The organism is Campylobacter sp. 10_1_50 (assembly GCF_000238755.1).
Classification (GTDB): Bacteria; Campylobacterota; Campylobacteria; order Campylobacterales; family Campylobacteraceae; genus Campylobacter_A; species Campylobacter_A concisus_R.
The window spans coordinates 135,428-156,919 of the sequence record NZ_JH414887.1; the positions used below are offsets into that span (position 1 = coordinate 135,428).

The following is a 21,492-nucleotide window of genomic DNA, read 5'->3' on the forward strand; positions in this document are numbered from 1 at the left end:
TATAGTTGCGACCAAATAAATTTACAACACCTACATATCGTTCTTTGTTTATTGCATTTTTATAAACTGGACTATTTTTATCTAGTAGTGTGCCGACAGCTTTGCTACCATCTGGCTGTGTTACGGCAGTACTTACTCTTAAAAAGCTATCGCCTGATTTTGCAAAAACGGTTGAAATTCCGCCATTTGATGCTCTACCAAATTTATCGATAATATCGTAGTTGTTATTTAAAATACCGCTTTGAGAGACTAGTTCAAGTGCTTCGTAATTGCCAGTCTTACTCATCTGATGATCAACTGAGATTTTTCCAACCAACTCTTTAAAGACGCTCATTAACGTCTCTGCATTATTAACATTGTCCTTGTTAAATAGTTCAACCGTATCCATTGCAAGAGCGACATTTTGTTTAACAGTAGTTACTACTCCATCCTTGATCTCACGCTCTAAGACATGTGACGTGTAGAAAACAAAGCAAGCCATACAAATGGCAAGAACTAAAGCGATGATCGCTGAGACCTTGACTAAGATGCTACGCAAATTCATCTATATCCTCCTTGGTTTAGATTTTAAGGGTTTATTATACAAATTTTTTCTCGTAAAACATATAGAATTTTGGGGAAAAATAACGAATTTTAAATTTTTGTTTGCTTTGTATTTATAATTATAACTTTTATGAAACTGGAGTAAAAATTTATAAAAAATTGCTATTTAAATTTAGCTTTTTAAGTAAAATTTATAGTTTGATGTTAGTTAGAATTTTGTACTTTTGAGGGGTTAAATTTTAAATTTGTATCTTTTTGTTGATTTGTTGTCTATTTTATTAGATTGGTTTAAGGTTCAAAGCAAAATAACAAAAAAGTGAAATTTGGAGTGTTTTACTCTTGTTTTTGTAAAGAAATTTTAAAAAGATTAAATAAAAAAATTAATTTCATACCAACTTGTGACAAAATTTAGGCTCAGAAATCAAAAAAATTTCTTAGATAAATTTGCAAAATTTGATGAAAAATTTGGTCGCAGGGTAAATTTATATATTTTTAAATATAATCACGCTCTGGCACGGTAAGCGGTCGCTTTTGCATCTTGCAAAAGAGGAAAGTCCGAGCTGCGATAAGACAAAGTTCCATCTAACGGATGGCTAGGGAAACCTAAGGGATAGTGTAACAGAAAGCAAACTTCCGCCTTGGCGGTAAAGGTGAAACGGCGGGGTAAGAGCCCACCGGCACGCTTGGTAACTTGCGTGGCCATATAAACCCAACTTGCAGTAAGAAGGGATGGTTTTGGTCTTATATTAAAACCCTTCGCTAGAGCTTGTTTGTAAAAGCAAGCGTAGATAAATGATCGCTCAAGACAGAACTCGGCTTAACGCCGTGCCTTTGCTTAAATTTAGAGTAAATTTCAAGTAGCAAGCAGTTGGTAAATTTGAAAGATTTTCAAGACGAAACCGGCAAATATGCCGTGCCTTGAAAGTTTGGTATTAGATTAGTTTTTTACGTATTTTTGAGCTTTTTGTAGTTTTGTAAGCTCGTTTTGGATGTGTGAAGATTTAGTTTTAAAAAGCTCTATCGCACCGCCTATTAGCGCTTGTGCTTCTTGAGCCGAAGCTAAGCTTTTAAACATATCTTTGCTAAAGCTTTGTGATAGTGCAGCTAGCTTTCTTGTGTCTTCGTTTATTAACGCTAGCTTAAATTCATTGATCCAGCTATTCACCTGATGTTACCTCTCTCCATGCTTCTGATAACTGCTTTACGACATTTGTTACTTCGTTTAGTGCATTAATATCATTTTGGATATTTGCCATAGCAAGAAGCTGCATCTGCCTTGTATAAAGTCCGCTAAGATAGTGAGCTACGTCGCCTTGAGAATAATCAAGTGAGTTTAAAAGCTCGACAAAGATAGCGTTTGCTCTGTTTATATAATAGACTTTTTTCTCTATATCTCCAGCTTCGATCGCTTTTTTGGTGCGAAATATAAATTTTAAAATTCCGTCATAAAGCATTTCTATTAATTTAGTCGGGGACTCGATGCCCCCGAAACTCGACTGTGCGTATGCACTATATGCACTTTGATTCATTTTTCTCTCTTATTTTCTACTGTTTATCTCAGCATCTATCATTGATTTTAGAGTTGAGAACTGATTTTCTAAACTTGCGATGATAGAGTTATACTTGATGAAGCGCTCTTGCATCGTTGTATATTTCTCATCTAAAAGCTTTTGAGTGCTCTCTTTATTTTTAGTGATAGACTCACTCTCGTCTTTTAGCTGATTTTGCATAGCGATCATAGTACCTTTCTTGCCAACAGCGCCATCAAGCATATTAGCTAGCTTTGTAAAAAGACCATCAGTTTTTTTAGTCACTGGATTTACAGTGGCTTCGCTCATACCAAGAGTTGCTAGTGCAGAAGCTTTGCCTTTTACCTCGATATTTTCGCCATCGCTTCTTTTTAATATGATCCTCTTGCCGCTTTGATCAAGGCTAGCTGTGACACTGTCGATACCAGCGTCATTGATAGCTTGTTGAAGCTTTAGGGCGTTATCCTCAGCTGTCCCGCCAGCTATGGTTGAAAATATAACTGACTTGCCATTTATCGTTAGATCGCCAGCTTGGATATTTAACGCACCTGCGCTAACGGTTGAGTTACCCATGTAGCTTATCGGCTCAGTCTTGCTTGAACCCATGAAAAATTTCTGAATTTCTTCTGGATCTTTGCTAAGAGCTGCGTTAAATTTATTTAGATCAAGCTGAAGCTGACCGTCTTTATCTGGCACTATGCCAAATTTACTTAGCGCTTTGCCTTCGCTATCTTGACCATTTACTAGACGTCCGATGTTTGATCTAAGGCTTAAAATTTCACTTACACCTTGAAAAGTACCAGCGCCTTTCTCTTCATCATATTTTGTAGCGATCTCAAGGTTCATAGTCATTAGGTTGTAGTCTTTTATAAACTCTTCAACCGCTTTTACGACCTCTTCAGTGTTTTGAGAGATGCTGACATTTGTCCTGCCAGTCTCATTTAGCGTGATATTTACACCCGGTCTTAGATCATCAAAGCTATTTTTATCTCTTTTGATATTTACGCCGTTATATGTAAATTCTGCATCTTGCGCTTTTAGAATTCTATTTTTCTCCAAATTTGATGTCATCTTTGGCGAGCCATCAGGATTTGTTAGCGCTGTGCCGTGCTCGTCTGTGTCTTGAAACTGCGTATCATCCCAGCCAAGCTTGTCTAAAATACCAGCAGTGTCGTTTGAAAATTTAATAGTCTGTGTAGCGCCAGTGCTGCCTGATTGAAGCATTATTTGATTTGGTTTATCGCCACCAACATTTAAAATTCTAGCTTGCAATTTACCGCCACTTACGTCATTTATCTTATCAACGATATCTTGATAGGTTGTCGATCTTGTTACGCCGATAGAGAATTTTTGTCCATCGATCTCAACGTCAAACGAGCCAGTATTTGTCGCACCCACCATGCTTGAAGAATTTTTGAAATTCTTGCTTTGAAATGTATCTTTTTGAGCAAGTTTTTGCACATCGATACTAAAGCTTTGCACGCTAACGCCGTTTGCAGCAGAAGCTGTGACGCTTTTGCCAGCGTTATTTGTGTTTCTTTTTAGATAAAGTGCCTCGCCGCCAAGTGTCTTGCCACTAACATTTACGTTGCTAACAAGAGTTTTTAGCGCCGCAAGGTCCTTTTGCTTAAGCTCATTTTTCTCTAGTCTTGTTGTAAGTGGTTTGATCTGTCCAGCCTCATCAGCCTCTTTTAGTTTCTTGATAAGCTCATCGTTTAGGCCGCTATTTTTTGTACCGATGCCTAAATTTGTTACGTTACCTACTGCCATTTTTAACTCTCCTTGTCAAAAAGTATTCCGATACTTTCTTTGAAATACTCGCTGATTTTTATAGCTTCTTTGCTCGGAAGCTGTGTTATCTCTTCGCCTGTTTTGGCGTCTTTTACTTGCACTACCATTAAATTTAACTTCTCATTGTAAGCAAATCTTACATTAGTATCGAGCTGTTGCATCTGATAGTTTAGCCTATCAGTGACCTCTCTTGTCTTTCTAGCAAGATCCTCGTTGCTAAGCTTGTCTAGGTCATCTGCACCTTTTGCTTTACCGTTTTTATCGGCATTTACTTTTACATCAGAGTGCTCGATAGGTCTGCTATCGATTTGACGCTGAGCCGATGTGCTCATGCTTGCATCAAGTGTTTGATTTGCCGCTGCTTTAAAAATCTCCATATTTTTACTCCTTAAAACTTATGCTAGCTCCTACATCGGTAAAATTTTAAATTCCTTTAGTATTTATATAAATTTTTGATTATTTAGGTTAAAATCGAGCAAAATTTATAGGACGGGATATGAAAATTTCATTTGAATGCGACTGCATTTTGCTGCAAAAGACCTTGCTACTTTTTTGTGGAAATTTGGCCGCTCATCATAAGGATTGTGATTTTGTAGTAAGTGACCGAGAGATCGTCACAAAAAAACCGCTATTTATAATAGGTAAGAACGCTCATCTTTCTCATCCATTCACAAGAGCCACTCTTCTTTATACGCTCGAGGAGTTTTACTCAGCCACACAAATTTCAAAGGCAAAAGAGCCAGATCAAATAGCAAATGAAAAGAGTTTGGAGCAAAAAGTATCACTCTTAATTGATAAATTTAAAGCTGATCTATTTGAAATTCTAAGGGCAAATCAGTGAAACTCTACACCAAAATTTCAAGTGGTAAATTTAAAGGCAAAAGGCTTGAGCTACCAAGTCTAAGCACGACAAGAAGCACAAAAAGCATCGTAAAGGAGTCCTTTTTTAACGTCATTAGAGATGAAATTTACTCACTTACATTTATAGAGGGTTTTGGCGGAAGTGGCGTGATGGCAAGCGAGGCTGTTAGCAACGGAGCGCGCGAGGCTATCGCTATCGAAAAAGATAGAGCCGCTTTTAAGATCACGCAAAACAACCTTGCAAGCTTGGAGTGTGCAAATTTAAAAGCGATAAATGGCGACAGCTTTGCGCTTTTGCCTGATCTTGTAAATTCGCAAAATGGCAAGGTTTTGCTCTATCTTGATCCGCCATTTGACATAAGGGCTGGCTTTGATGATATCTACGAAAAGCTCGTAAATTTGATCTCACAGCTAAAAAAAGAGAAAATTTATATGATAGTTTTTGAGCATAACAGCGACTTTAAATTTGGCGATGAAATTTCTGCGTATAAGCTTGTTAAATTTAAAAAATTTGGAGCTACTTCTCTCTCTTATTTTCAGTAAAAATTTGGAACATCTTTTGCTTTAAAAACCTAAAATAGCTAAATTTTAGGAAAAAATATGAAAAAAATTTTATCTTTTGTAGCAGCTTCGGTGATAGCTACTTCAGCCTTTGCTACGCAGATAAAAGAGCTTGCAAACATCGTTGGCGTAAGGGATAATCAGCTAATAGGCTATGGTTTAGTCGTCGGACTAAACGGCACAGGAGATGGTTCAACGTCAAAATTTACGATCCAGTCGCTATCAAACATGCTTCAAGGCGTAAATGTCAAGATAAATCCAGATGATATCAAGTCTAAAAACGCAGCCGCTGTTATGGTGACAGCAAAATTGCCTGCATTTGCAAGGCATGGCGACAAGCTTGATATCGAGATCTCATCTATCGGCGACGCTAAGAGCTTGCAAGGTGGCACCCTTCTTATGACCCCACTAAAAGGCGTTGATGGCGATATCTACGCTTTGGCTCAAGGACCTCTAAGTATCGGCGGCAAGAGCGCAGGCAGAAGTGGCGGCAACCACCCAACCGTTGGCACTATCTTAAATGGCGCCCTTGTGGAGCGCGAGGTCACTTACGATATATACAACCAAGATAGCATAAAACTAAGCCTAAAAGATACAAATTTTAAAACCGCTCTTGATATCCAAAACGCCATAAATGCAAACATCTCAGACGATACAGCAAAGGCGATCGATCCAAGAACGGTTATCGTTAAAAAGCCAGATGATGTTAGCATCATCGAGCTTGCAAGCGCTGTGCTTGATCTTGATGTCGAGTATAAGCCAGATGAGAAGATCGTAGTTGATGAGAGAACTGGCACGATAGTTAGCGGTATAAACGCGGTAGTTAGTCCAGTCGTGATAACTCATGGCGCTATAACTATAAAGATAGAGCCAAACAGCTACGAAGAGGCAGCGCAAAATGATGTAAATATAGGTAGCGACACCTCGGTGGCTCCTAGTCAAAATTTACTTAAAATTTCAGGCGAGAAAACGACCGTTGCAAACGTGACAAGAGCGCTAAACAAGCTTGGAGCAACGCCAAGTGATATCATATCGATACTTGAAAATTTAAAACGAGTTGGCGCGATACAAGTCGATCTGGAGATAATATAATGCAAATAGACAACACCCTAGCACTAAATTCATATAACGACATCTCAGCAAACAAGATAAAAAATGCAAATGCCAAACAAGATGCACTTTTAAAAGAGCAAACTGACGCTTTTGAAGCATTTATGGTAAAAGCTGTTCTTGATATCGCTTTAAAAGAAGATGATAAGAACTCACTCTATCCAAAAGCCGCTGGCAGCGACATTTACAGGTCTATGTATAACGACGCTATGAGCAAAGCTTTGAGTGGAAATTTAGGTTTTTCAGAACTTTTATACAATTTTTTGAAGAGAGACTCTTAAGTAAATTTATATTTTGCCGATGTAGTGATATAAACATTTTATTTTAAGAGGTATGGATATGATAACTCCTTTGAACCAAAGACCAAACTACCAGGCAAATACGCTAAATAAAAATAGCGATGCTAGAGTTAAAAATGAAAACAAAGAAGTAAAAACAAACGAAAACGCAAGAGTAAAAGAGATAGCTGATGCAATAGCAAATGGCACCTATCAGGTAGATATCTCTAAAACAGCAAAAGCTGTGGCTGATGTGTTGCTCTAAATTTAAAGGAATTTAAATGATAAAGAAGCTTTTGGACGAGGCCATAGGCGAGCTAGACGAGCTTATAAATTTAACGATGCAAGATATCGCCAATATAAAAGAGGCGAAGCACTCAAGCGTTGATGAGAGCGTGAAGAAGAAAAATGCTCTCGTGCGCGCTTTTGAAGATACCAAAAGAGCTTTGGATAAAGAGCTATTAAGGGTTTCAAAAGAGAGTGGCACTACGACACTTGCAAGCGTTTTAGATGATGAAGTGAAGTCAAAGCTAGTGCTTATGCGTTCAAAGCTTGAAATTTTGCATAAAGTAAATAAAGAATATGCAAGACACGTCGTTGTTGTTAAGGAGTTTTTCGACTCGCTTAGCAAAAAAGTCTTTGGTACTCAGACTAATGAATATGGCCAAGACGGCAGCGGCACAGATAATAATTTTTACAAATCAAGGGTTTAACAAATGGCTAATATCTTTATGTCATTAGGCACAGGCGTTTCAGGGCTAAATGCAGCCCAAGTGCAAATAAGCACAACTGGAAACAACATCACAAACGCCGATAGTAACTACTACACAAGACAGCGTGTAGTCCAGTCAGCATCTCCAGCGATGAATACTGTCCCTGGTGGCGTTGGCACAGGTACGCAAGTAGATACTGTGACAAGACTTCACGATGAGTTTGCCTACCAAAGACTAAAATATTCATCATCAAATTTAGAAAATACAGGCTATAAACAGAGAATTTTACAAGAGGCGACAAAATACTTCCCAGACCTAAAAGATAACGGCATGGTAAAAGATATACAGGAGTATTTTGCAGCGTGGAACAACTTCGCTTCAAACCCAGACGAGGGAGCTCAAAAGGTAAATCTGATAAACAAAGCTAGCGTTTTAACAGCTAGCATCAACCGCTCATCAAAGATGCTTTATGATATGCACACGCAGATAGATGAGACTATAAAGATAAATATAAACGAGATAAACTCACTTGGCAAGCAAATAGCAAATATCAATAAGCAAATTCAAAGAGTTGAATCTGGCGCAGACGCTGGCATCAAGATAAATGCAAACGACCTTCGTGACAAGCGCGATGAGCTCGAGCTTGCTATGTCAAAGCTAGTAAATACAGCTGTTTATAAAAGCGATCTAAAAAGCGAGTCAAGGATAGATACAGGCATAAGCGATCAAGGAAGATACTACAACCTAAATATCGGCGGTGTGAGCATAGTTGATGGCGTAAATTTTCATGAAATTTCTATGAGCTCAACCGAGAGTGGGCAATACACAAAAATTTATTATGAAAGAGAAGATGGCAGACGCATCCCTATGGAGGAGAAGATCACAAATGGCAAGATAGGTGCCGCGCTTGATCTTAGAGGCCGTAACTACGAGCCAGATAATGATAAATTTAGCGATGGTATCATCCAAAAATATATCGACAACCTAAATACATTTTCAAAAACTTTAATAACAAGCACAAATAACGTCTATGCCGAGTCTGCGGTTGAAATTTCGAACTCAGATCCGATCAGCTACCTAGAAAATGACAAGACGCTGATGAACCACGACAACAGCATAAGAAACGGCAGTTTTGATGCTATCGTTTATGACAATAAGGGTAACGTCGTAGCTAAAAAAACTATCGAGATAAACGGCACTACGACGATGAACGATACAAAATACGGCAACTCTGTTGTGCAGGATTTTAACTCAAATTCAGACGATAACAACGATAACAACATGCTAAATGACGTCGATGACTTTTTTGAAGCGTCGTATTTTTATGATAAAAACACGCATCAAGGCACATTTGCGCTCATACCAAAGCAAGCTCAAGGGCTTTATAGTATCTCAATAGTCGATCACGGCACAAATTTCCCAGGCGTTGTTGGTATCAACAGATTTTTCTCTGGCACAAACTCAAATACAATAGGCATCAATCAAAATTTCACCCAAGATCATACAAAACTTCGTGCCTACTCAAAGCCAGTTGTCGGAAACAACGAAGTTGCAAACAAGATGATTCAACTTCAGTACCAAAAGCAGACATTTTACTCAAGTGGCACTGCGCTTGATAGAGATGAGACGATCGAGGGGTATTACCGCTATTTCACAACTGATATGGCGAGCGATACCGAGGCAAACAACACTATCCACGACACAAACACATCTTTGCAAAGGACTGCTGAAGAGGAATTTCAATCAACAAGCGGCGTAGATACCAACGAAGAGCTTACAAATTTGATCCGCTTTCAAGCAAGCTACGGCGCAGCAGCAAAGATCATCACGACCGTTGATCAGATGCTAGACACGCTTCTTTCACTAAAACAATGAGCGAACTAAAGAGCCTTTTAGACTCGCACGTAATTAGTAAAAATACAAACCAGGGGCTATTTGACGCCCCGGATCCTCTTCAAGTAGCTACTAAATTTAAAGAGCCAAACATAGCGCTCATTTGCGCGTTATTTGCTTACGGCAACGCAAAAATGATAGTGAAATTTCTAAATTCGCTTGAATTTAGCCTGCTTGATGAGAGCGAGCAAAATATCAAGAAAAATTTATCAAATTTTAAATACCGCTTTCAAAATGAAAATGACGTAAAAGAAATTTTTATCACACTTTCACGCCTAAAAAAAGAGGCTGATATTGAGCAAATTTTGCGCCAAGGTCTTGCAAAAAACGGCGAGATGATAGAAGCAGTAAATGAGCTTATTAAATTTATTTATGGGCTAAATTCTTACCGCTCGGACGGATATGAGTTTTTCTTTGGCAAGAGCTTTAGTAAAGAGCCACAAAGTCCATATAAACGCTACAATATGTATCTTCGCTGGATGGTGCGAGATAGCGACATCGATCTTGGACTATTTAAAAATTTGCCAAAAGATAGACTTTTGATGCCACTTGATGTGCACACGCATAGGGTTTCGTTAAATTTAGGCCTTATAAGTAGAAAGAGCTACGACTTCAAAGCGGTTATGGAGCTTACAAAAAAACTTAGAGAATTTGACGAGCTAGACCCGATAAAATACGATTTTGCGCTTTACAGGATAGGGCAGAGCAAAGAGCTAGAAACTATCGTAAAAAATCTTAAAAAATAAAAATTATTGCTAAATTTTTAAATTTAGGATAAACTTACGATACAATTTTATCCATAAGGAGCTTGTATGAAAAAAATCGTTTTACTAAGTGCAGTTTTAGGAACTTTGCTTTTTGCTCACGAGGGTCATCACTTTGATCCAAAGGCTGGCGAACATCTAGTCATACCTGTTAATGAGCTAAGCGAAAAGGGCGATAAGAGCGTTGGCGAAGTAGTAGCTGTTAAGACAAACTACGGTGTTGCGTTTTTTCCAAATTTAAAAGGTCTTCCTGCAGGACTTCATGGCTTCCACGTTCATCAAAATGCTGATTGTGGCGCGACTGAAAAAGGTCTTGGTATGAAAGCAGGCGGTCACTGGGATCCAGCTGAAACAAAGATGCACTCATTTGCATGGGACGATAAGGGTCACAAAGGCGATCTGCCAGCGCTTTACGTAGATGCTGAGGGCAATGCAAACTACCCAGTACTAGCTCCAAAGATAAAAAATCTTGACGAGCTAAAAGGTCACTCACTAATGGTTCACGTCGGTGGTGACAACCACAGCGACCAGCCAAAAGCACTTGGCGGTGGCGGCGCTAGAATGCTTTGCGGCGTTATTAAATAATTAAGCCTCACAAAAAGCCTTTAAATTTAATGTTTAAAGGCTTTTTAAATTTAGCGCTCAAATTTAACCCCCGTTTCTAAGATGAAATTTCAAAATTTTAAACTACAATCCGCTTTTTAACTTAAATTTACAAAGAACAAAAATGGAATTTGACCTACTTAGCTACACTGTCTTTTTTGTCGCTGCATTTTTGGGTGGTTTTATCGATGCGATCGCAGGAGGCGGCGGACTGATCACTTTGCCAGCCATCATGGCTATGGGCGTGCCACCTCATTTAGCCCTTGGTACAAACAAGCTTCAAGGCGTATTTGGCAGCTTCACGGCAACGCTAAATTTCACTAAAAAAGGGCTGATTAATTACAAAGAGTGCTTTGTTGGCATAGTTTTTACATTTATTGGAGCTCTCATCGGCGCAACGCTCATCTTATTTTTAAATGCAAATTTCTTAAAAATAATCATCCCATTTTTGCTAATCGCCATCTTCATCTACACGCTTTTTATGCCAAAAATAGGCGAGAACGACAGGGCTGCAAAGATGAATGAGAGGCTTTTTTATGTCGTTTTTGGACTAATTCTTGGCTTTTATGATGGCTTTTTTGGCCCAGGAGCAGGCTCGTTTTGGATGTTTGCAATGGTGGCTTTAATTGGGCTAAATTTAAAAAAAGCTGTCGCTCACACAAAGGCTTTAAATTTCACCAGCAATATCGTAGCACTTGGCGTTTTTGTAGCAGGCGGGCAGATACTTTGGCTAGTTGGCTTTTTGATGGCTGTGGGGCAAATTTTAGGAGCATATTTTGGCTCAAATTTAGTCATCAAAAAAGAGGTCAAATTTATTAGAACGATGTTTTTGATAGTTGTTGCAGCGACCATTTGCAAACTACTTTTTGACTACTTCAAAGCTTAAAATTAAAAATGTTTTAACAATAATTTTGTTACAATCACACAAAATTCTAAATCTAAGGTAAATCAATGAAAGATTTGTTTCTATTCTCAAATTTGCTAAACCATTCACATGCCTTTGTCTATGCGTTTCACTTTTGCCTTGTAGCTTTGATCATCCTCATCGTTGCCTACATCGCAAGGAGCAAAATGCAGCTTGTGCCAAGGGGCCTTCAAAACATAGTTGAGGCTTATTTGGAGGGCGTTATCTCTATGGGCAAGGATACTTTAGGTAGCGAAAAGCTAGCTAGAAAATACCTCCCACTTGTCGCAACTATCGGCTTTATCGTATTTTTCTCAAACGTCATCGGTATCATCCCTGGCTTTGAGTCACCAAGCTCAAGCTTAAATTTAACTCTAGTTTTGGCTTTGGTTGTATTTATTTACTACAACTTTGAGGGCATTAGAGAAAATGGCTTTTTCAAATACTTTGGACACTTCATGGGACCAAACAAATTTCTAGCTCCTATTATGTTTCCAGTCGAAGTCATCTCACATCTTTCACGTGTAGTTTCGCTATCTTTCCGTCTTTTTGGTAACATCAAAGGCGATGACTTGTTTTTACTTGCGATGCTTACACTTGCACCTTGGTTTGCTCCACTTCCAGCCTTTGCACTTCTAACACTTATGGCTGTTTTGCAAACATTTATCTTCATGATGCTAACTTACGTTTATCTAGCTGGCGCAGTCGCTATTAGCGGAGAACACTAAAATTTAAAGCCATATTTTTATATGGCTTCTCTCTTTTAAATTTATTCTCCAAAAACATTTTTAACCTATATAAATATATTACCAAAGCTCCCCTTTAGATATTTTAAAAGAAAGTATCGCTAAAATACGCACTAAAAATTTGCATAAATTTAAAGGTAAAAATATGTTTGAAGTCGTTATCGGTTTAGAAGTTCACACTCAGCTTAATACAAAAACTAAAATTTTCTGCTCTTGCTTGACTAGCTTTGGCGACGAGGCAAACACTCACGTTTGTCCGACCTGCCTAGCTCTGCCTGGAGCGCTACCCGTGCTAAACAAAGAGGCTGTTAAAAAGGCGATCAGCTTTGGCACAGCGATAAACGCTAAGATAAATAAAAAATCAGTCTTTAATAGAAAAAACTACTTCTACCCAGACCTTCCAAAGGCATATCAAATTTCACAGTTTGAGATACCTATTGTAGAAGGCGGCGAGCTCATCATCGACGTAAACGGCACTAAAAAACGCATAGGCGTAACTAGAGCGCACCTTGAAGAGGACGCTGGCAAGAATATCCACGAAGAAAATGAGAGCTTGGTCGATCTAAACAGGGCCGGCACGCCGCTTCTTGAGATAGTTAGCGAGCCAGACCTTAGAAGTAGCGACGAGGCGGTGGCTTATCTTAAAAAACTGCACTCGATCCTTCGCTTTTTAAACATCAGCGACGCAAATATGCAGGAAGGTAGCTTCCGCTGCGATGCAAACGTCTCTATCCGTCCAAAAGGTGACACAAAGCTTTACACAAGGGTTGAGATAAAAAACCTAAACTCATTTAAATTTATCCAAAAAGCGATCGACTACGAAGTAGAGCGCCAAAGTACAGCGTGGGAAGATGGCAAATATGACGAAGAGGTCTATCAAGAGACAAGGCTGTTTGACACCACAAATTTAGTGACAAGATCGATGCGTGGCAAAGAGGATAGCGCGGAGTATAGGTATTTCCCTGACCCTGACTTGCTGCCTGTTGAAGTGCCAGAGGAGATGTATAACGAAGCGATCAAAATCCCAGAGCTTGCCGAGCAAAAGGTGGCAAGATATGTTAGTGAGCTTGGTATAAAAGAGAGTGATGCGCTAAATTTAACTCAAAGCGTTGAGATGGCTAGATATTTTGAAGAGCTGATCGCTGCTGGAATTCAGCCAAAGCTTGCTACTACGTGGCTTATAGTCGAGCTTCTTGGCCGCTTAAATAACGGCGTAACGATCGAGACAAGCCCAGTTAGCAGCGCTAAGATGATAATTTTACTAAAACGCATAGAAGATGGCACGATAAGCGGCAAAGCTGCAAAAGAGGTGTTAGATTATCTAATGGAGCATGACGCGGACGTCGATAGCGTCATCGAAAAGCTTGGCTTGAAACAAGTGAGTGACGACTCAGCGATCATCGCGATCATAGATCAAATTTTAGTTGCAAACGCCGACAAAGTCGAAGAGTATAAAAACGGCAAAGATAAGATGTTTGGATTTTTTGTCGGTCAGGTGATGAAAGAGGGCAAGGGTGCCTTTAACCCAGGCAAGGTCAATGAGCTTTTAAAGACCAAAATAGGCTAAAAAAGGGCTAAAATGAGCATAGCAGTCATCGGAGCTGGCAAGTGGGGCAGTGCACTTTTTCACGCATTTAGTGAAAATAACGAGTGCGTCATCAGTTCAAGAACGCCAAGAGAGATGCCAAATTTTGTAAGCTTGGATGAAGCTTTGGAGTGTGAATATCTAGTCTGCACGATCCCAACGCAAGCTACAAATTTATGGCTAAAGCAAAACTACAAAAACAAAGGTCAAAAGATCCTAGTCGCCAGCAAGGGCATAGACACGGCAAATCTTAAATTTCTAAATGAAATTTATGAAGACTTTGTTGATAGAGAAAATTTGGCCTTTCTTTCTGGGCCGACATTTGCAAAAGAGATCATGCAAAAGCTGCCTTGCGCCTTGGTGGTAAATTCTAAAAATGAAAATTTAGCTTTAAAATTTGCCTCATTTTTCCCAAGCTATATGAAAGCTTACACTTCTGATGATGTGATCGGTGCTGAGGTGTGTGGAGCCTATAAAAACGTGATCGCCATAGCTGGTGGCATCTGTGACGGTCTTGGCCTTGGCAACAACGCAAGAGCGAGTCTCATTTCACGTGGGCTTGTCGAGATGGCTAGATTTGGTAAATTTTTTGGCGCAAAAGACGAGACATTTATGGGGCTAAGCGGCGCAGGGGATCTTTTCTTAACCGCTTCGTCGATACTTTCGCGCAACTACCGCGTAGGTCTAGGCATCGCAAGGCACGAGAGATTAGAGAAAATTTTAAATGAGCTTGGCGAGGTGGCAGAGGGCGTCGATACTGCAAGGGCTATTAGCAAGATCGCTAAAGAAAAGGGCATATATGTGCCTATCGCTAGTGAGGTTGAAAATATGCTAAATAGCAAAGACGTTTTTGAGAGCGTAAAATCGCTTTTGGGAAGAAGATGAGAGCTTTTAAATTTATACTTTTTGTGGCTATTTTTGCTTTGGGGCTAAATGGCGCTGAGGTGAGCCTAAGAGCCAAAGTCTCGCAGATGATAATGGTTGGCTTTAACGGAGCTAGCACAAAAGATGCTGCGTTTCGCGCGATGTTAAGCGACGCTGGATACGAGAGATTTGGCGGAGTTATGCTGCTTGGCAGAAACGTCACCAGCAAAGCTCAGCTAAAAGCTAGTATAAAGGCGATCAAAGAGAAAAGTCCTAAAATTTTCATCGCTATCGACGAAGAGGGCGGCAACGTAAGTCGTATGAAGGATAAGAGCTTTGACGGCCCATATCCTAGCGCATACGAGGTCGCAAGCACGCTTGATATCAAAAGTGCATACGATCTCTACTCAAAAATGGCTATAAATTTAAAAGAGTGTGGCATAAATTTAAATTTCGCCCCAGTGGTTGATCTGCACGATGAAAACTCGCCTATCATCGCCGCTAAGCAAAGGGCGTTTAGTGAGTATGCAAGCAAAGTGGTGATCTACGCTGATGCTTTTATGGACGCATTTAAAGAGCAGGGCATCTTAACGACACTTAAGCACTTCCCAGGGCACGGCAGCTCAAAAGAGGACTCACATAAAAATAAGAGCGAGGTCACGCTAAGCAAAGACGCGCTACTGCCATACAAAGACGCCATAAGCACTGGTAGAGCGCAGATCATCATGGTCGGACACCTTTTTGTAAAGGGTATCGACGAGGACAATCCAGCCACACTTTCTAAAAAAATAATAACCGACCTCTTGCGAAATGAGCTTAAATTTAATGGCGTGGTCATCAGCGATGATATGCTGATGAAAGGCGTTGGAGACGAGACATTGGCTCAAAAAGTGGTGAAATTTATAAACGCTGGTGGCGACATCTTACTCTTTAGCGAGTTTAAGATAAACAACCAAAGAACGGCCGATCTGATCACTCAGATCATAATTGATGCTGTAAATGAGAAAAAGATCAGCAAAGAGCGAATAGACGCTTCATACAAGAGGATAATGGCTCTAAAAGCGAAGCTTTAAATTTGGCTTTTAAAGTTACGTTAGTAAATTTGCGTTATTTTCGTCTTTTTCAAGATCAAAATATAAAATTTCAAGCAACATTTTATCGTCGTATCTAAAATTCATAGTTTTTTGTCTTATGTCATCTATCTTTGGATAGATGAGGTGTAGCTTGCCGTCACACGGATGCTTTTTACCGTAAGCGTAGAGTTGATATAGGTCGGCTTGTGAGATATCATCTCTTGAACTTACGATCTTCCATTTTGTATCGGCTATAAATTTGCCTTCTAAAAATACATCAGGTCTTAGTTTAAAACTCTTTGGATCTTCAACGAGGTGTTTTTCTGAGTGTTGTAATATAGTGCATGGAAAGCTTTTCTTTATAAAATTTCCAACATAGCTTTCAAAGAGTGCATTCATATCAAATAGCAAGGCAAAGGCTAGATCATCGCCCTTGTGCGGTGTAAATGAGTTGCCAAGCAAAAAGATCTTGCACCATAAAAGAGTTTGCTCGTAGTGTTTTACTTGGCGGTTTATGACAAGCTTCGCAAAGAAATTTTTATAATCCTCACACTCCAAAACCTCATCAAATATAAATAAAAGCTCGCGTATTTTTTGCTGATTTTTACTAGAATTTGACTTTTTGTATAGAAATTTAAGTGTTGTTTTTATGATCCTATTTATCTTTATATCGCTTAAAAATTCGCTGTATCCTACGTAAAACCGCTCTTTGTGGATGCTATTTCTTTTTATCTGCTCGTTTATGTTTAGCTTTCCTTTTAGGAAATTCAGGTTCTCCTCTAGCGCCACATAGTCGCTTTTTATCCCCTTTTTTTACAAGAGCTTTAAGCTCGCATAAAAACATAGAGATGAAAATTTCCAAAAGCGGTAAATTTTGTGTTTTTAAACTGGCTAAATTTGAGCTTTTAAATGGGAATTTTTTTAGCGTCTTTAGCATTTTTATAAAAACCGCTTTCGATCTTTCGGAGTCGTTTTTGTCTGCTATTTTTGGCAAAATTTCTATCGTTAGACCACTTTTTGTCTGCAAGACGCCGACATAGTTTCTAGCTTGTATAAATTTCCCGCCAACCCCGCTTGCTATCCTTAAAAAAGGTGCATTTTCATCGCTATTTTTAAGGATAAAATTTTCTATATCGCCAAAGTCTTTTTTGCATATATCGTGCTGATATATGCGCTCAAACTCAGTTATCGTTATCTGACTTTGTTGCATTTTTATAAATTTCTATGTAGCTTTGCGGATTGTTAAAGGCTTCACTATTTATCTCGTATAAAATCTTATCGTCTATATAGTCGATTTTTCCTCTAAATAGTCTTTCTGCTGCCATATTTCTCTTGATTTTAACAAGCTGTAAATTTTCATCTTTTTGACTATCGCCTAGAACCAGCCTAATCTTCTCCCAGTCGTCGTAAAAATACTCTTGCAGTAGCGGTAAAATTTTATTTTTAAAGACATTTGCAAGCGTTTTGATGTCTGTCACGCCCATAAAATAAGCATGTCCTATCGTGTGATCTCTGTCGTAAAGATACTCTATACGATCGTTTATCGTTTTTAGCATTTCGCCTATATTTATGCCTTCGATATTTATTTTGTTTAGGTTGTCATATTCTGGCATCATCTCCACAAACTCAAACCTTCTTCTAAGAGCCGTATCCATAAGAGCTATGCTGCGATCCGCTGTATTCATCGTGCCTATTACGTATAAATTTGACGGCACTCCAAATTTCTCTTTTGAGTATAGCAGCTCGACCATTATCTCATCATCTGCCCCGAGCCTTTTTGACGGTTCTATAAGAGTTATGAGGTCACCAAAAATTTTAGATATATTTCCGCGATTGATCTCGTCGATGATTAGGATGTAATTTTTTTCAATTTTTTGACTATCTTTTGTAAAAATTTGTTTAAACTCGTCTATTTTTAGATTATATTTTATGTTATAAATACTCATTTGCGAGAATTGTTTGTATAAAAATTTATCATAATCAATCGGCTCATCTGGCACAAAAATCCACTCAACGCTTCTGGCTTGAACAAAACTGTTAAGATCATCTTGATCTAAAAACTCATACTCACCGGTTACCCTAGCCACTGCTCTTAGCTTTTTGTTTCCTAGTGAAACTAAGATTATATCTCCATTTTTTATCTCGTTTTTTAGTCTATTTATGGCTGTGACTGGAAAATCTACCGTTTCTTTTTTCATTTTTTCTAAAATTTGCTTGATATTTTCGCAATCGCTAAAATCAATCCAATTACCAAAACCAAGTAAAACAACGTTGTTTTTTATGCAATACTCAAAAACAAAGTCTTCATCCGGATTTTGAGAATTTCCCAAAGACATCTTCCAAAAATTTACATCTTCATTAAATTCTAATGTCTTATTTGCTTTGCCTTCAATGCTTTTTGCCATCTTGCAAAGTTTTTTAAAAATCCCATCTTCAACATCGTATTTTATCTCTTTGTCGCTATCTGCTTCATCATTATTTAAAATAGGCTTTATGCCCTCAATAAATTCCTCATATCCATAGCTTTGATGAAATGTGATAAATTTTATTTGTCCCTTTTCTACATACTCTTTAAATTTAGATATATCATCGGAAGCATTGCCTTCTATAATTTCTAGTGCTTTACGAACAACGCTATATGTTTTTCCTGTTCCTGGAGGCCCGTATAAAATTTGATTAAGTGGATAAGTTAATTTCTTGTCATTGTCGGTCATTTTATATCCTTCATTATCACTATTGTTTTGTTGATTATTTTCTGTATTTTTATAAAATTTTTCACATGTTAGATGATATACGTTTGTTAGTGCATTAAGTAAGTTTGCATAATCAAGAGATGTAAAATTGTCTATATTTTCTATAGCAAAAAATATATTTCTTTCCCATGAAAATTTACCAAGTTTAAATCCTTCTACATGTATTTTTTTACATTCGGTTTCTAAAAACTCATATATTTTATCTTTTTGCCTTTTTTCTTCATTGTTTATATTATCTTTGATTAGGTCTATAGATATATAAAAACTAGCTGGCTCAGCCAAGACGGCAAAACAAATAATTAAATTTGTTTTATTTTCTATTCCACGGGGCTTATATCTATTCCATATATATTTTGAAATGTTTCCGCTATTTTGCCACATCCCATAATCTACAGTCTCAAATCCACTAAATATATCTTTAGAAAAAGTTATTAAATTTTTACGAAATTTACTTAACTTGTCATACGTTATTTTGTCGTCTGAGCTGTATTTTGTATTTTCGGCGTATCTATTTTTGTAAAAATCAAATCCATCCAAAATTTCATTTTTTAAACTATCGCTTATCATGCTTCTATCCTTAGTTTTTGTTATTTTATAGCTTTAGACCTTTTAAATATATTTTCACAACCCATCAAATTCTTTTTTTAGTTCGTCCCTTAGCTCTTCGGCTCTATCTTCGCCGTTTTTTAAATTTGCCTTTACAAAGCCATCGATCTCGTCTAAAATTTCAACAAGTTCGCTCTCCCAGTTTGCATTTTCTTGTTTTAAAAGTGCTTCTAGCTTATCTCTTGTCTGCTCGAGCTGATCAAGAGCTTTGTCCTTGTCACTAGCCTCATTTAGCGCATCTTCAAATAGTATGTCTTGCCTTAGAGCATTTATCTTTTTTAAGATGACATTGCAAAATTTAGGGTATTTCTCAGTGTTGCTTAAATTTTCTAAAACCTCTTGCGCAGCCTTTTGATAGGCAGGCACCGCCCCCTCATCGTCAAGCTTTTTGGTTAGTTTTTGTATCTGAAAATATAAAATAAGCGCTGCAAAAAATGCAAGCAGCAAATAGATCGTTACGCTATTCATTTTTACTCCTTTTTCTAAATTTATCCACGCTAATTATCGCTAAAGCCAGCCATATCATACAAAATGAGACGACTTTATAGCCGTCTAAAATTTCGCCGTAAATAAAGACCGCGCAAAGGATCGCGATAGTTGGCGAGATGTATTGCAAGTAGCCAATCGTCGTTAAATTTATCCTTGTAGCAGCTGCGTTAAATGCGACAAGTGGCACGATAGTTACGATGCTTGAAGCGATCATTAAAAGCGAGTCCTTGTTTAGTCCAAAGTGGCTTTGCGAGTGAAAAACCAGCCATAAAACGTAGCCAAGCGCAAATGGAAACATAAAAAATGTTTCGATAAAAAGCCCATTAAATGCGCTAATCTTCGCCATCTTTCTAACCATCGCGTAGAAACCAAATGAAAGTGGCAAGATGATAGAGACAAGCGGCAGACCGCCTTTGGCATAAATTTGCACGCAGACGGCTGCGATGACGATGCAAACGGCTATGGCGCCAGCTTTGCTCAGGCGCTCTTTAAAGATGATGACGCCAAGAAGCATGCTTATCAAGGGATTTATAAAATAGCCCAAACTTGTGTCTAAAATTTTGCCACTACCCACCGCATAGACATAAACGCCCCAGTTTATGGTGATAAAAATACCACTTAAAAATAGAGCCTTTAGCGAGCGGATATCTTTAAGAAGCGCAAAAATTTCGCCCATTTTGCCATTAATGCAAAGCACTGCCGCCATCAAGAAAAATGACCAGATGATCCTGTGGGCTAAAATTTCATAAGCATCCACCTCTTTACTAAAGAGGTTGAAATAAACCGCCAAAAACCCCCACATAAAAAAGGCGCTAAGCGCGAGAATAACGCCTTTTTGGCTCTCATTTAGTCTTGGTATTTTTGTCGCCTTTTATAGAATTTATACTATCTATCATCAAAAGCGTGACAGAGATGGCTAGGCAGATCATCAAAAAGTATGAGCTTTTCTCCAGTCTCTCGCCGATGGCAAATGAGACAAAAAGCATCATTATAGGCTCAAAATATGTAAGCAGACCTAACACGTTTATCGGCACGAGCGTGCTTGAGAGGATCTGGGCGATGAGGGCTATGCCGCTGATAGCACCAAGCAAGATGAGCAGATAGTAGATGTTTGGATTTTGGCTCATTACGTAGTCCATATCGGCTGTGAGCGCAAAATAAAATGAGAATAAAAACATAAAAATTATCTCGATAACAAAGCTTGAGAAATTTGCAAGGTTGTAGTACTTTCTAATGGTAAAATAGACTGGATAAAGGCAAAAAACTACAGCGCTCTCCCACGAGATGCCGCCACTAATGACTGCTGTGCTAAAGACGCCAATGGCAGCGAAAAATATCGATGCTAACTTTGTTTTTGAGAGGTGCTCTTTGAAAAATATCCGTCCAAAAAGGACCATGACTATTGGCATGATGAGGTAGCCTATCGAGACTTTTAGCGCTGCGCCGTTACTTGGAGCCCAGAGATAGAGCCACATCTGAAATGAGACGATGAGCGAGGTAGCAAGCAAAACTAGTAAAATTTTAGGTTTTAGCTTTATTTTTAGAAGTAAAAATTTGAAATTTCGCTGCTGTTTTAACAAAAAAATGGCGGCGATGACAAAAGGCATGGCAAAGATCATGCGGTATCCAATAAGAGCTTGCGTGCTGATGGGGTTCATGAGCACTGACATGTAGTAGATGCAGTTAAATAAAACTGATGCTAAAAGCGAATAAAATATGCCTTTTATCATGAAAAAAATCTTCTCTTTTTTTGGGTAAATTTAAAGTAGCGATTGTATGTAAAATATCTTTAATAACCCATTAATGGCTTTTATTTTTTAAGTTTT

General features: G+C 38.4%; 25 protein-coding genes and 1 other RNA gene. 15 read left to right on the forward strand and 11 right to left on the reverse strand.

What is annotated here, in order from left to right; genetic code table 11:
• Window positions 1–544 (reverse strand): Cache 3/Cache 2 fusion domain-containing protein (locus HMPREF1019_RS00645; protein WP_009293742.1); only part of this gene is annotated, 544 nt, incomplete at its 3' end.
• Window positions 545–1,052: 508 nt separating this feature from the next.
• Here HMPREF1019_RS00645 and rnpB point away from each other — a divergent pair.
• Window positions 1,053–1,379: RNase P RNA component class A (gene rnpB, locus HMPREF1019_RS09700), an RNA gene on the forward strand.
• A gap of 101 nt (window positions 1,380–1,480) precedes the next feature.
• Here rnpB and HMPREF1019_RS00650 read toward each other — a convergent pair.
• From HMPREF1019_RS00650 to HMPREF1019_RS00665, 4 genes are read right to left on the reverse strand one after another with little or no spacing between them, the layout of a single operon-like run.
• Window positions 1,481–1,708, reverse strand: coding sequence for a hypothetical protein (locus HMPREF1019_RS00650; RefSeq protein ID WP_009293743.1), 228 nt, complete (start codon window positions 1,706–1,708; stop codon window positions 1,481–1,483).
• Window positions 1,701–2,072, reverse strand: coding sequence for a flagellar export chaperone FliS (gene fliS / locus HMPREF1019_RS00655; RefSeq protein WP_009293744.1), 372 nt, complete (start codon window positions 2,070–2,072; stop codon window positions 1,701–1,703). Before fliS ends, HMPREF1019_RS00650 begins: the two co-directional genes overlap by 8 nt.
• 9 nt (window positions 2,073–2,081) lie before the next feature.
• Window positions 2,082–3,842, reverse strand: coding sequence for a flagellar filament capping protein FliD (gene fliD / locus HMPREF1019_RS00660; RefSeq protein ID WP_009293745.1), 1,761 nt, complete (start codon window positions 3,840–3,842; stop codon window positions 2,082–2,084).
• Between the two features lie 2 nt (window positions 3,843–3,844).
• A complete protein-coding gene (locus HMPREF1019_RS00665; protein WP_009293746.1) occupies window positions 3,845–4,240 on the reverse strand; it encodes a FlaG family protein in 396 nt (131 codons plus the stop codon).
• Window positions 4,241–4,359: 119 nt separating this feature from the next.
• Between HMPREF1019_RS00665 and HMPREF1019_RS00670 the strand changes: the two genes are divergently transcribed.
• The 14 genes from HMPREF1019_RS00670 (at window position 4,360) to HMPREF1019_RS00735 (ending at window position 15,818) form a co-directional block, all read left to right on the forward strand.
• Entirely contained in the window at window positions 4,360–4,704 is a 345-nt protein-coding gene (locus HMPREF1019_RS00670; RefSeq protein WP_009293747.1) for a hypothetical protein, read from the forward strand.
• Complete coding sequence (gene rsmD, locus HMPREF1019_RS00675; protein WP_009293748.1) at window positions 4,701–5,267, forward strand: 16S rRNA (guanine(966)-N(2))-methyltransferase RsmD; 567 nt, start codon at window positions 4,701–4,703, stop codon at window positions 5,265–5,267. Before HMPREF1019_RS00670 ends, rsmD begins: the two co-directional genes overlap by 4 nt.
• Before the next feature lie 57 nt (window positions 5,268–5,324).
• On the forward strand, window positions 5,325–6,377 hold the full coding sequence (locus HMPREF1019_RS00680; protein WP_009293749.1) for a flagellar basal body P-ring protein FlgI: 1,053 nt from the start codon (window positions 5,325–5,327) through the stop codon (window positions 6,375–6,377).
• Window positions 6,377–6,676, forward strand: coding sequence for a rod-binding protein (locus tag HMPREF1019_RS00685; RefSeq protein WP_009293750.1), 300 nt, complete (start codon window positions 6,377–6,379; stop codon window positions 6,674–6,676). The genes HMPREF1019_RS00680 and HMPREF1019_RS00685 overlap by 1 nt, the downstream gene beginning before the upstream one ends.
• Before the next feature lie 58 nt (window positions 6,677–6,734).
• Window positions 6,735–6,938 (forward strand): flagellar biosynthesis anti-sigma factor FlgM, encoded by a 204-nt coding sequence (locus HMPREF1019_RS00690; protein ID WP_009293751.1) that lies wholly within the window; start codon window positions 6,735–6,737, stop codon window positions 6,936–6,938.
• A gap of 16 nt (window positions 6,939–6,954) precedes the next feature.
• The gene (locus tag HMPREF1019_RS00695) at window positions 6,955–7,386 is read left to right on the forward strand and encodes a flagellar export chaperone FlgN (protein ID WP_002942314.1); all 432 of its coding nucleotides are present in this window, start codon (window positions 6,955–6,957) and stop codon (window positions 7,384–7,386) included.
• Between the two features lie 3 nt (window positions 7,387–7,389).
• Entirely contained in the window at window positions 7,390–9,261 is a 1,872-nt protein-coding gene (gene flgK, locus HMPREF1019_RS00700; protein WP_009293752.1) for a flagellar hook-associated protein FlgK, read from the forward strand.
• Complete coding sequence (locus tag HMPREF1019_RS00705) at window positions 9,258–10,025, forward strand: TIGR02757 family protein (RefSeq protein ID WP_009293753.1); 768 nt, start codon at window positions 9,258–9,260, stop codon at window positions 10,023–10,025. The genes flgK and HMPREF1019_RS00705 overlap by 4 nt, the downstream gene beginning before the upstream one ends.
• Window positions 10,026–10,091: 66 nt before the next feature.
• Window positions 10,092–10,628 carry a superoxide dismutase family protein gene (locus tag HMPREF1019_RS00710; RefSeq protein ID WP_002942317.1) on the forward strand — a complete coding sequence of 179 codons (537 nt, stop codon included), beginning with the start codon at window positions 10,092–10,094 and terminating at the stop codon, window positions 10,626–10,628.
• 142 nt (window positions 10,629–10,770) lie between these two features.
• A complete protein-coding gene (locus HMPREF1019_RS00715; protein WP_009293754.1) occupies window positions 10,771–11,532 on the forward strand; it encodes a TSUP family transporter in 762 nt (253 codons plus the stop codon).
• Between the two features lie 65 nt (window positions 11,533–11,597).
• The gene (locus HMPREF1019_RS00720; protein WP_009293755.1) at window positions 11,598–12,278 is read left to right on the forward strand and encodes a F0F1 ATP synthase subunit A; all 681 of its coding nucleotides are present in this window, start codon (window positions 11,598–11,600) and stop codon (window positions 12,276–12,278) included.
• A gap of 163 nt (window positions 12,279–12,441) precedes the next feature.
• Window positions 12,442–13,863, forward strand: a complete 1,422-nt coding sequence (gatB, locus tag HMPREF1019_RS00725) for an Asp-tRNA(Asn)/Glu-tRNA(Gln) amidotransferase subunit GatB (RefSeq protein WP_009293756.1) — start codon at window positions 12,442–12,444, stop codon at window positions 13,861–13,863.
• Window positions 13,864–13,875: 12 nt separating this feature from the next.
• Complete coding sequence (locus tag HMPREF1019_RS00730) at window positions 13,876–14,766, forward strand: NAD(P)H-dependent glycerol-3-phosphate dehydrogenase (protein WP_009293757.1); 891 nt, start codon at window positions 13,876–13,878, stop codon at window positions 14,764–14,766.
• Window positions 14,763–15,818: a glycoside hydrolase family 3 N-terminal domain-containing protein gene (locus HMPREF1019_RS00735; RefSeq protein ID WP_009293758.1), complete on the forward strand. Its 1,056-nt coding sequence runs from the start codon at window positions 14,763–14,765 to the stop codon at window positions 15,816–15,818. The genes HMPREF1019_RS00730 and HMPREF1019_RS00735 overlap by 4 nt, the downstream gene beginning before the upstream one ends.
• A gap of 15 nt (window positions 15,819–15,833) precedes the next feature.
• Here the strand turns inward: HMPREF1019_RS00735 and HMPREF1019_RS09680 are convergent, their stop codons facing one another.
• From HMPREF1019_RS09680 to rarD (HMPREF1019_RS00760), 6 genes are read right to left on the reverse strand one after another with little or no spacing between them, the layout of a single operon-like run.
• Window positions 15,834–16,607, reverse strand: a complete 774-nt coding sequence (locus tag HMPREF1019_RS09680) for an McrC family protein (protein WP_009293759.1) — start codon at window positions 16,605–16,607, stop codon at window positions 15,834–15,836.
• Entirely contained in the window at window positions 16,537–17,028 is a 492-nt protein-coding gene (locus HMPREF1019_RS09685; protein ID WP_050805221.1) for a 5-methylcytosine restriction system specificity protein McrC, read from the reverse strand. Before HMPREF1019_RS09685 ends, HMPREF1019_RS09680 begins: the two co-directional genes overlap by 71 nt.
• Window positions 17,000–19,138, reverse strand: coding sequence for an AAA family ATPase (locus HMPREF1019_RS10250; protein ID WP_009293760.1), 2,139 nt, complete (start codon window positions 19,136–19,138; stop codon window positions 17,000–17,002). The genes HMPREF1019_RS09685 and HMPREF1019_RS10250 overlap by 29 nt, the downstream gene beginning before the upstream one ends.
• A 54-nt stretch (window positions 19,139–19,192) precedes the next feature.
• Window positions 19,193–19,645 carry a hypothetical protein gene (locus HMPREF1019_RS00750; RefSeq protein WP_009293761.1) on the reverse strand — a complete coding sequence of 151 codons (453 nt, stop codon included), beginning with the start codon at window positions 19,643–19,645 and terminating at the stop codon, window positions 19,193–19,195.
• Window positions 19,638–20,525, reverse strand: coding sequence for an EamA family transporter RarD (rarD, locus tag HMPREF1019_RS00755; RefSeq protein ID WP_034900934.1), 888 nt, complete (start codon window positions 20,523–20,525; stop codon window positions 19,638–19,640). The genes HMPREF1019_RS00750 and rarD (HMPREF1019_RS00755) overlap by 8 nt, the downstream gene beginning before the upstream one ends.
• Complete coding sequence (rarD, locus tag HMPREF1019_RS00760) at window positions 20,509–21,396, reverse strand: EamA family transporter RarD (RefSeq protein ID WP_009293763.1); 888 nt, start codon at window positions 21,394–21,396, stop codon at window positions 20,509–20,511. The genes rarD (HMPREF1019_RS00755) and rarD (HMPREF1019_RS00760) overlap by 17 nt, the downstream gene beginning before the upstream one ends.
• Window positions 21,397–21,492: the final 96 nt, after the last annotated feature.

Coding starts and splice junctions, on each gene's coding strand:
- gatB (WP_009293756.1), top strand. CDS start 12,442: ATGTTTGAAGTCGTTATCGGTTTAGAAGTTCACACTCAGCTTAATACA.
- HMPREF1019_RS00730 (WP_009293757.1), top strand. CDS start 13,876: ATGAGCATAGCAGTCATCGGAGCTGGCAAGTGGGGCAGTGCACTTTTT.
- flgK (WP_009293752.1), top strand. CDS start 7,390: ATGGCTAATATCTTTATGTCATTAGGCACAGGCGTTTCAGGGCTAAAT.
- fliD (WP_009293745.1), bottom strand. CDS start 3,842: ATGGCAGTAGGTAACGTAACAAATTTAGGCATCGGTACAAAAAATAGC.
- HMPREF1019_RS00735 (WP_009293758.1), top strand. CDS start 14,763: ATGAGAGCTTTTAAATTTATACTTTTTGTGGCTATTTTTGCTTTGGGG.
- HMPREF1019_RS09685 (WP_050805221.1), bottom strand. CDS start 17,028: ATGCAACAAAGTCAGATAACGATAACTGAGTTTGAGCGCATATATCAG.
- HMPREF1019_RS00685 (WP_009293750.1), top strand. CDS start 6,377: ATGCAAATAGACAACACCCTAGCACTAAATTCATATAACGACATCTCA.
- HMPREF1019_RS00720 (WP_009293755.1), top strand. CDS start 11,598: ATGAAAGATTTGTTTCTATTCTCAAATTTGCTAAACCATTCACATGCC.
- HMPREF1019_RS00665 (WP_009293746.1), bottom strand. CDS start 4,240: ATGGAGATTTTTAAAGCAGCGGCAAATCAAACACTTGATGCAAGCATG.
- rarD (WP_009293763.1), bottom strand. CDS start 21,396: ATGATAAAAGGCATATTTTATTCGCTTTTAGCATCAGTTTTATTTAAC.
- HMPREF1019_RS00680 (WP_009293749.1), top strand. CDS start 5,325: ATGAAAAAAATTTTATCTTTTGTAGCAGCTTCGGTGATAGCTACTTCA.
- HMPREF1019_RS00710 (WP_002942317.1), top strand. CDS start 10,092: ATGAAAAAAATCGTTTTACTAAGTGCAGTTTTAGGAACTTTGCTTTTT.
- HMPREF1019_RS10250 (WP_009293760.1), bottom strand. CDS start 19,138: ATGATAAGCGATAGTTTAAAAAATGAAATTTTGGATGGATTTGATTTT.
- HMPREF1019_RS00705 (WP_009293753.1), top strand. CDS start 9,258: ATGAGCGAACTAAAGAGCCTTTTAGACTCGCACGTAATTAGTAAAAAT.
- HMPREF1019_RS00670 (WP_009293747.1), top strand. CDS start 4,360: ATGAAAATTTCATTTGAATGCGACTGCATTTTGCTGCAAAAGACCTTG.
- HMPREF1019_RS00750 (WP_009293761.1), bottom strand. CDS start 19,645: ATGAATAGCGTAACGATCTATTTGCTGCTTGCATTTTTTGCAGCGCTT.
- HMPREF1019_RS00695 (WP_002942314.1), top strand. CDS start 6,955: ATGATAAAGAAGCTTTTGGACGAGGCCATAGGCGAGCTAGACGAGCTT.
- HMPREF1019_RS00715 (WP_009293754.1), top strand. CDS start 10,771: ATGGAATTTGACCTACTTAGCTACACTGTCTTTTTTGTCGCTGCATTT.
- HMPREF1019_RS00690 (WP_009293751.1), top strand. CDS start 6,735: ATGATAACTCCTTTGAACCAAAGACCAAACTACCAGGCAAATACGCTA.
- fliS (WP_009293744.1), bottom strand. CDS start 2,072: ATGAATCAAAGTGCATATAGTGCATACGCACAGTCGAGTTTCGGGGGC.